The following is a 7508-nucleotide window of genomic DNA, read 5'->3' as shown; positions in this document are numbered from 1 at the left end:
TCCAGGAAACAGCTCAAACCGGTCACAAACTCCTCGGCCTACGGGGTTGACACGGCCCCACTCCTTCAGGGATGACACAGAGGGGTGCCAGAAGCGGATAGGCCAGGCCTCTCCGCCCGCCCCGCGTTCACAACGAGTAGCCAACGATCCAGAGCATCGTGTCACGCATCAAGTGAAGCCACGACGTAACGCATCATGCGGAGTACGACAACCGGCTGCCGGCGGTGCCGTCCCAGGAGATGCTTGACAGCCGGCCTTGGATGCCGAGTCGTTCGCGGCCTGGCAAGCTGTCGCTGTGGACCGTTCGGACATCGAGGTCAGAGAGGCTGTCGAAGGCGACCGCCTGGCGCAGTTGATGGAGTTGTTCGCGTCGGAGTGGTGGACGGCGGACCGAGACCCGGACGACGTGACGGCGATGTTGGTGGCGTCCGATCTTGTCTTCGCCCTGGTTCAGCGGTCGACCGATCGACTGATGGGGTTCGCCCGGGTTCTCACGGATGGTGTCTACCTGGCCGTCGTTCTCGACGTGATCGTTTCGTCGAGCGCCCGACATTCGGGCGTGGGCCACATGTTGCTCGATGCGATCGTCAGCCACCCCCGGTTGGCTGCGGTGCGCAGCATCGAGCTTGTCTGCCAGCCCGAGCTTCTGTCGTTGGGTCGTCGGAGCGGTGCGGGTAGTTTCATGCTTCGGTGACCCCTGAGCAGCTTTCGGTTGTGCGGCAACGGTTGGAGTCGTTCGCTGCGGAGATGTTCGCGCCCATGTCCCGGTCGGACCAGCGGACGAAGGGCGAGTCGTACCTGCGCGGGCTGCTGCTGGACGGGCGGCGGAAGTCGATGCAGCCGATGGCCGAGCGCCTTGGCGTTGACCATCAGGGGTTGCAGCAGTTCGTGACAACCTCGACGTGGGACACCACGGCGGTGCGGATGCGGCTGGCCCGCCAGGCGGTCGACCTCGTCGGGCCGGTGGCGTGGGTGGTGGATGACACCGGCTTCCCGAAAGACGGCAAGGGCTCGCCGGGGGTGGCCCGGCAGTACTCCGGCACCCTGGGCAAGGTCGCCAACTGCCAGATCGGGGTGAGTGTCCACGCGGTCACCGACACCGCGTCGTGCCCCCTCGATTGGCGGCTGTTCCTGCCGAGGGCGTGGGACGACGAGGCAGCCGACGATGACGCCCGCCCGGACGTTGTGACACGCCGTAACCGTTGTGGGATACCGCAAAACGAGCATCACCGTCCGAAGTGGATGATGGTGGTGGAGATGCTCGACGCGCTCGCCCAGCATGGCCTGCGACCGCCACTGCTGGCTGCGGACGCCGGCTACGGCGACAGTAGCCCGTTCCGCGCCGCGCTGGACGAACGCGGGATCGGCTACATCATGCAGGTCAAGGGCGACGCCCTCGCCCATACCGCCGACGCGCACCCGGTGCAGCCTGCCTGGTCCGGTCGTGGTCGCCGGCCCGGCTCCCGCTACCCCGCGCCGGTCAGCCTGGCCGAGCACGTCCAGACCGCAGGCCGTGCCGCCGCGGTCACCGTCACCTGGCGCGAAGGTTCCAAAGGCACCATGACCTCGCAGTTCATCTTCCTGCGCATCCGCCCGGCCGGGCACCGCATCGCCGCCGACGCCGACGGTGTTTTGGCCGAGCGGTGGCTGATCGCGCAGTGGCCCGACGACGAGGCCAGGCCGGTCAAGTACTGGCTGTCCAGCCTGCCCGTCGATACCAACCCCACCGACCTGGTCCGGCTCGGGAAGATCCGCTGGCGAATCGAGCACGACTACCGCGAACTCAAGACCGGTCTCGGCCTGAACCACTTCGAGGGCCGCTCCTGGCTCGGCTGGCACCGCCACGTCACCCTCGTCACCGCCGCGCACCTGTTCATCACCACGCTGCGACTCGACCCAAAAGCGGCTGCGCCGGTCTGACCCTCTACAAGGTGATCCGCGAGCTGCAACTGCTGCTCGCGACCTGGACCGGCGCATGCCCCACATGCCATCAGACGGTGAAACCGTTGCACCGCAACAACCGCCGCCGAACCTAACAAAGCACTACTAGAACCCGCCCCGGAGCCACCTGGTCAGATTTCAGGCGGAGGCGACACGTGTGCTTCTAGACTTCTCAACGGCCATAGCACCATGCTCGCGCCCGGAAGGAAGTTGACCATGCCGAGCTATGACGACACCCCCGATGTCAAGCCTGCCACCGGCGCCCAGGCGCTTCCGACCGGGAGAGGCTATTCACCACTGTCCGACCGTCGGGGCAAGGCCACCGCTGAGGCCACCCCTGACGACGATCAGAGCGAGCCTTTGCCGCCGCCATTGGACGCGCGACGGGTAGAGTCCGAGGACGAGCCGGAGGCCGGTTCCATATGAGCCTCACGATCGTGAACCGCTGTGACGGTCTCGATCTCTACGTCGCGGTCCTCTATGAGGATCGCATGTGCGACGGCAATCCCCCGCCCGACGGAAGTTGGGCCAAAGCTGGATGGTTTCGTGTGCCCGCGTTCCAAACACTGCCGCCGCCGTATCCAGGGGCACCACCTTTGACCTTTGGGGGGCGCAAAGAGGTGCTTACGGGCAGCATCAAAAGACGGTACGTCTACGTGCACGCCAGAGCCTGGGACGGCTCAAACTGGGTAGCTGGCTGGGGAGACAGGGTTCCGAGAAACCTGCCGTTGCAGTACGGGTTCAAGGAGTGCATCTGGTACCTGTTCGACCCGCCCCTTGATCGATGCTGGTTTCTTGAGTTCTATTCACCGACGCAGAACCTGACGGTTGATCTGCACCTCTAGGTCGCCTTCTCAGCGGCATGAGCGGATACGGCGTAACCGATTGGTCGGTATGCACCGAGGCTATTCGATGGCCGCCTTCAAGATCCACGAGGTGAGCCGAGGACGGCCGGGGAGTGCCGCGCGGCCGGTGGACCAGAGCAATACGCGGACCGGGTCACCCCCTGGCGCATCGGGGAAGAGACGGGCAAGCACGGCCTTGCAGAGAGCCTCCGGCGGATGCCAGGCGATTCCGAGCCCCGCGGCGATATCGAAGGTGTGCATCAGCGTTTCATTTACGCCCAGCGCTGCAAAGCCGCTCGGATCGGTCGGTCCCCAGTGCCAGGCACGCGCCGAAGGCTCGGATGCGGCCAACGCGTTGCTCAGCAGCCGGCCGGATCCCGTGACTATTCGCAGTAGGTCCCGAGGGGAGGCATCGTCGCGGACCCTGAGGTCGAACGGTAGGTAGGCGTCGTCCGGTCGAGCAGCAAGTTGCCCGGCGTACGCCAGAAGGTCATGGGCGACGTGGGCTGCCGTTGGCCGTGTCAGTCTGATCCGGACCCACTGTGACGGCTTGATTCAGACCCACCTGGCGGTCTGATGTCGACACGCCAGGGCTTGTGACGGCCTGATCTGGACCCACCGGGTGCGATGGTGTTGCTGCTTGGCGGCGACTTCCATTGGGCTTCGGCGGAGGGCAGGCCCGGATGACGGGGTCGCGGGTGGCGCAGTTCGAGAAGATCAGGCGGGACGCGCGGCGCGAGGAGCTGTCGATCCGCGAGTTGGCACGCCGGCACGGGGTCGGCCGGGCGACGGTGCGCCAGGCGCTGGCCTATTCGGTGCCTCCGGAGCGGAAGACGCCAGTCCGCAAGTCGCCGAAGTTGGACCCGTTGAAGGTGCACATCGACGCGATGTTGTTGTCCGACGTTACGGCGCCGCGTAAGCAGCGGCACACCGCCCGCCGGATCTTGGCGCGGTTGGTCGACGAGCACGGGGCTCAGGACATCACCTACTCCGCGGTCCGGGACTACGTCGCGCGCCGGCGACCCGAGATCACCGCTGATGCCGGTGTCGAGGTGGAAAACGCGTTCGTTCTGCAGACGCATCTGCCTGGGGCGGAGGCGGAGGTGGACTTCGGCGACGTCTACGTGATGCTCGCCGGCGAGCTGACGAAGTGCTTCCTGTTCACGCTGCGCCTGTCCGCGAGCGGCAAGGCATGTCACTCGGTGTTCGCCTCCCAAGGGCAGGAGGCGTTCATCGAAGGTCACGTGGATGCGTTCAACCGGCTCGGCGGCGTCCCCTACGACAAGGTCCGCTACGACAACCTGAAGTCCGCGGTGACAAGAGTCTTGTTCGGCCGCGGCCGCGACGAGTCCGAACGGTGGGTCGCGTTCCGCTCACACATGGGCTTCGACGCGTTCTACTGCCGCCCCGGTGTCGTGGGCGCGCACGAGAAAGGTGGCGTGGAAGGAGAAGTGGGCCGGTTCCGCCGCAACCACCTCACCCCGGTGCCGGTCGTCGCAACGCTCGCGGAGCTGAACGCGCGCATACGGGCGGCGGATGTCGCCGATGACGCGAGGCGGATCGACAACCGCGTCCACACCGTCGGTCAGGACTTCGCTGCCGAGGCACCGTCGTTGCGGCCGCTGCCGCGGGACGACTTCGACGCTGGGCTGTGGTTGACGCCGCGGGTTGACCGCTACGCGCGCGTCACCGTGCGGCAGTGCCACTACTCGGTGCCCGTTTCGCTGATTGGCCGGACGGTGCGCGTGTCGCTGCGCGCGTCGGAGCTGGTGATCTGCGACGGCCGGCGCGAGGTCGCGCGCCACCCGCGTCTGACCCGCAAAGGCGCGCAGTCACTGACTTTGGACCATTACCTCGAGGTGCTCGTGCGCAAGCCCGGCGCGTTACCGGGCGCGACCGCGCTCGTGCAGGCCCGCGAGTCTGGGGTCTTCACCGCCGCGCATGAGGCGTTCTGGGCCGGCGCCCGCAAAGCCCATGGCGACTTCGGTGGTACTCAGGCGTTGATCGAGGTGCTGCTGTTGCACCGCAACCTCCCACACGCGGATGTCGTTGCCGCGCTCGGCCTCGTCGTCGGTGTCGGTGGAACGACCGCCGACGTCGTCGCGGTCGAAGCCCGCAAGCTCGCCCGGCTCCGCCCTGATCACACAGTCCCCGCCGAGGAGCCGCAGGCGGCACGGCGCGTGGTCAGCCTGACCGAACGACGGCTGCTGGACCCGGCCGCCGTGGTCGCCGGCCTCCCGCCGGACACGCGGCCGCTGCCCTCGGTCACGGCCTACGACGAGCTGCTGCCCCGCCGCGCCGCTGCTACGACCGCTGCTTCATCGACGCAAGGAGCTGTTTCATGACCAGCACCACGACTGCCCGCACAACAACCGGCCTGGCGGCGTCGGTCGCCCCATCAGCACGACGCCGACGCGGGATGACCGAGCAGGCGGCGGACGCGGCGGTCGACCAGGCTTGCCGGTCGTTGCGGCTGCCCACAGTGCGGATGCGGTTCGAAGAGGTTGTCACCGCAGCGGAGAAGGAGCAGCTGACCTACCGCGGCTTCCTCGCCGAGCTGCTCCTCGCCGAGTGCGACGACCGCTCCCGGCGCCGCTCCGCGCGACGGGTCAAGGCCGCCGGGTTCCCGCGGGAGAAGTGGCTCGGCGACTTCGACTACGACGCCAACCCGAACGTCAACGCGGCCAGCATCCACGCCCTCGCCTCCGGCGCGTGGGTGCGCAAAGGCGAACCGTTATGCCTCGTCGGCGACTCGGGCACCGGGAAGTCGCACCTGCTCATCGGGCTCGGCGCCGCGGCGGCCGAAGTCGGGTTCCGGGTGAAGTACACGCTTGCCACCAAGCTGGTCAACGAGTTGTGCGAAGCCGCGGACGACAAGGTGCTTGCGAAGACGATCGCCCGCTACGGCCGCGTCGACCTGCTCCTGATCGACGAGCTCGGCTACATGGAACTCGACCGCCGCGGCGCCGAGATGCTCTTCCAAGTCCTCACTGAACGCGAGGAGAAAGCTTCCGTCGCCATCGCGTCGAACGAGTCGTTCTCCGGCTGGACAAAGACCTTCACCGACCCCAGGTTGTGCGCCGCGATCGTCGACCGACTCACCTTCGGCGGCCACATCATCGAAACCGGAACCGACTCCTACCGCCTCGCCCACTCCCGCGCGGCGCAGACCCACGCAGGAGACTTCTGAGGCCACCGGACGACGACGAGGACGACCCCCGAGCAACGTCCGATAAGCGACATGTGGATGTTTGTGGGAAGTTCCGGGAACTCGTTGTCGCGGCAGGCTTTGGTCCTTTATCCCGTCGAAGCGGGCGCGGAGGTTAACCGATCCAGCGCGTTCGAGATGAATGCGTCCCGACGGGTGATGAACAGGTCGGCGGTTAGGTCGGGTCGGCCTTGTCCGTCGTGCGCCTGGGCGAACTCCAGCATGTCCGTGGGCGATTGAAGCGCGGCCACTAGGTCGAACCGGGCGACGTCCGGGGCGGTGTGCCCCGCCACGGACTCCCAGCCGGCGAGGACGTCGTCGATAGCCTGCAGTCCATAGCTGATTGCCGCATCGAACCGCAGCGAACCAAGGTCGATGCTCGGGTGGCCGACGCCGGCGCAGTCCCAGTCGACGACTCCGGTGACGACATCGCCTTCGAGGAGGACGTTCCCCATCCACAGGTCGCCGTGGATCAACGTCCCGTAGCTAGGCTCCGCGGGCAGCGCCGCGAGTACGGATTCGGCTGCAAGGAGCAGGGGGGTGCCCCCGTGGCGTTGCCGCATGCTGGCGAAGTCGCAGAGCCCGATCGGCCGGTCGCGCCGAGGCAAGGCTTCCGTCGTCACGACCGGCACGGATTGGATTCTGGCGGCAAGCATCCCGAGCGCTCGCAGCCTGGCTGGGCTCGCTTCGACCGGGATGGTGCTGGAGCCGGGCACCGTCGTGCAGAGGATCCAGGGCTCGTCGGCTTCGAGGTCGGCATCGAGAAGAGTCGGGGCGGGCAGCCCGCCGCCGCAGGCGATGGCCAGGGCTGCGGCTTCGGTGCGCATCGCGCGACGCCAATGGGGTATGTCCACCCGCAGAACCGCCGTCCGTTCGGTGCCATCTGGGTCACGCAGGTGCAGCAACCACGGCGACCGTCCGTCGCGGAGCCCACGCGAGGACACGAGTGCGGACTTGCCGAGTGCAGCGGCCGGGAATTGGGTCATTCGTGCAGACTTCCACGGCACCAGAGGTCTTGTCGCAGCATTAATGGGCCGACGGCTGCCGCTTCCGACCGAGCAGCTCAGCATCCGCGGATAGGGCCCAGGTGGGTCTGAGTCAGGCCGTCAGGGTGGGTCCGGTTCGGGTTGACACAGCCACTGCCGTTGTCCAGCAGCTCCAATCCAGCGTGCCAGCTAGGCATTGCCAGTCCGCTGACTCGGACGGCGTGAGAACTCGCACCATCTCGGCTACCGCTTGCTCGACATCCTGACCGCCCACCGAATGCATACCGGGCAGCATTCCAGAGCCGGTTTGGCTCGTCGCGCCCTTATCCATCCGCTCATCGGCATGTCCGGACGGCAACCGGGCCAGCTCGGTGTGACGCTGCGGAGCGCGCGGATCGCGGCATGACCGGATGTTCAATGCCGACCTTGGACTGCATCCTCATTCAGTCCGGGGCAGCGTGGGCGATAGCGCGGCTCGGTCACCGGGGAGTTGGCAGCCTGGCGATGTTGACCCATGAAGCCCGTCCA

Annotated in this window: 7 protein-coding genes; 5 read left to right on the top strand and 2 right to left on the bottom strand. The window is 67.1% G+C overall.

Annotated elements, in window-relative coordinates; all coding sequences use genetic code 11:
* The first annotated feature begins 295 nt into the window (after positions 1 to 295).
* The 3 genes from AC1WTP_RS34030 (at position 296) to AC1WTP_RS34020 (ending at position 2786) form a co-directional block, all read left to right on the top strand.
* A complete protein-coding gene (locus tag AC1WTP_RS34030; RefSeq protein ID WP_481653317.1) occupies positions 296 to 694 on the top strand; it encodes a GNAT family N-acetyltransferase in 399 nt (132 codons plus the stop codon).
* Positions 691 to 1920: an IS701 family transposase gene (locus AC1WTP_RS34025; protein ID WP_481653316.1), complete on the top strand. Its 1230-nt coding sequence runs from the start codon at positions 691 to 693 to the stop codon at positions 1918 to 1920. The genes AC1WTP_RS34030 and AC1WTP_RS34025 overlap by 4 nt, the downstream gene beginning before the upstream one ends.
* Positions 1921 to 2378: 458 nt before the next feature.
* Positions 2379 to 2786, top strand: a complete 408-nt coding sequence (locus AC1WTP_RS34020; protein WP_481653315.1) for a hypothetical protein — start codon at positions 2379 to 2381, stop codon at positions 2784 to 2786.
* 60 nt (positions 2787 to 2846) lie between these two features.
* On the opposite strand, the gene AC1WTP_RS34015 is transcribed toward AC1WTP_RS34020, so the two are convergent.
* Positions 2847 to 3311: a maleylpyruvate isomerase N-terminal domain-containing protein gene (locus AC1WTP_RS34015; protein ID WP_481653318.1), complete on the bottom strand. Its 465-nt coding sequence runs from the start codon at positions 3309 to 3311 to the stop codon at positions 2847 to 2849.
* A gap of 158 nt (positions 3312 to 3469) precedes the next feature.
* Between AC1WTP_RS34015 and istA the strand changes: the two genes are divergently transcribed.
* Positions 3470 to 5131, top strand: coding sequence for an IS21 family transposase (gene istA / locus AC1WTP_RS34010; RefSeq protein ID WP_481653314.1), 1662 nt, complete (start codon positions 3470 to 3472; stop codon positions 5129 to 5131).
* Complete coding sequence (gene istB / locus AC1WTP_RS34005; RefSeq protein ID WP_481653313.1) at positions 5128 to 5976, top strand: IS21-like element helper ATPase IstB; 849 nt, start codon at positions 5128 to 5130, stop codon at positions 5974 to 5976. Before istA ends, istB begins: the two co-directional genes overlap by 4 nt.
* 107 nt (positions 5977 to 6083) lie before the next feature.
* Here istB and AC1WTP_RS34000 read toward each other — a convergent pair whose 3' ends face one another.
* Positions 6084 to 6980, bottom strand: a complete 897-nt coding sequence (locus AC1WTP_RS34000) for an aminoglycoside phosphotransferase family protein (RefSeq protein ID WP_481653312.1) — start codon at positions 6978 to 6980, stop codon at positions 6084 to 6086.
* Positions 6981 to 7508: the final 528 nt, after the last annotated feature.

It is taken from the genome of Micromonospora sp. R311 (assembly GCF_056780015.1).
This window is presented reverse-complemented; position numbering and strand designations above follow the sequence as displayed.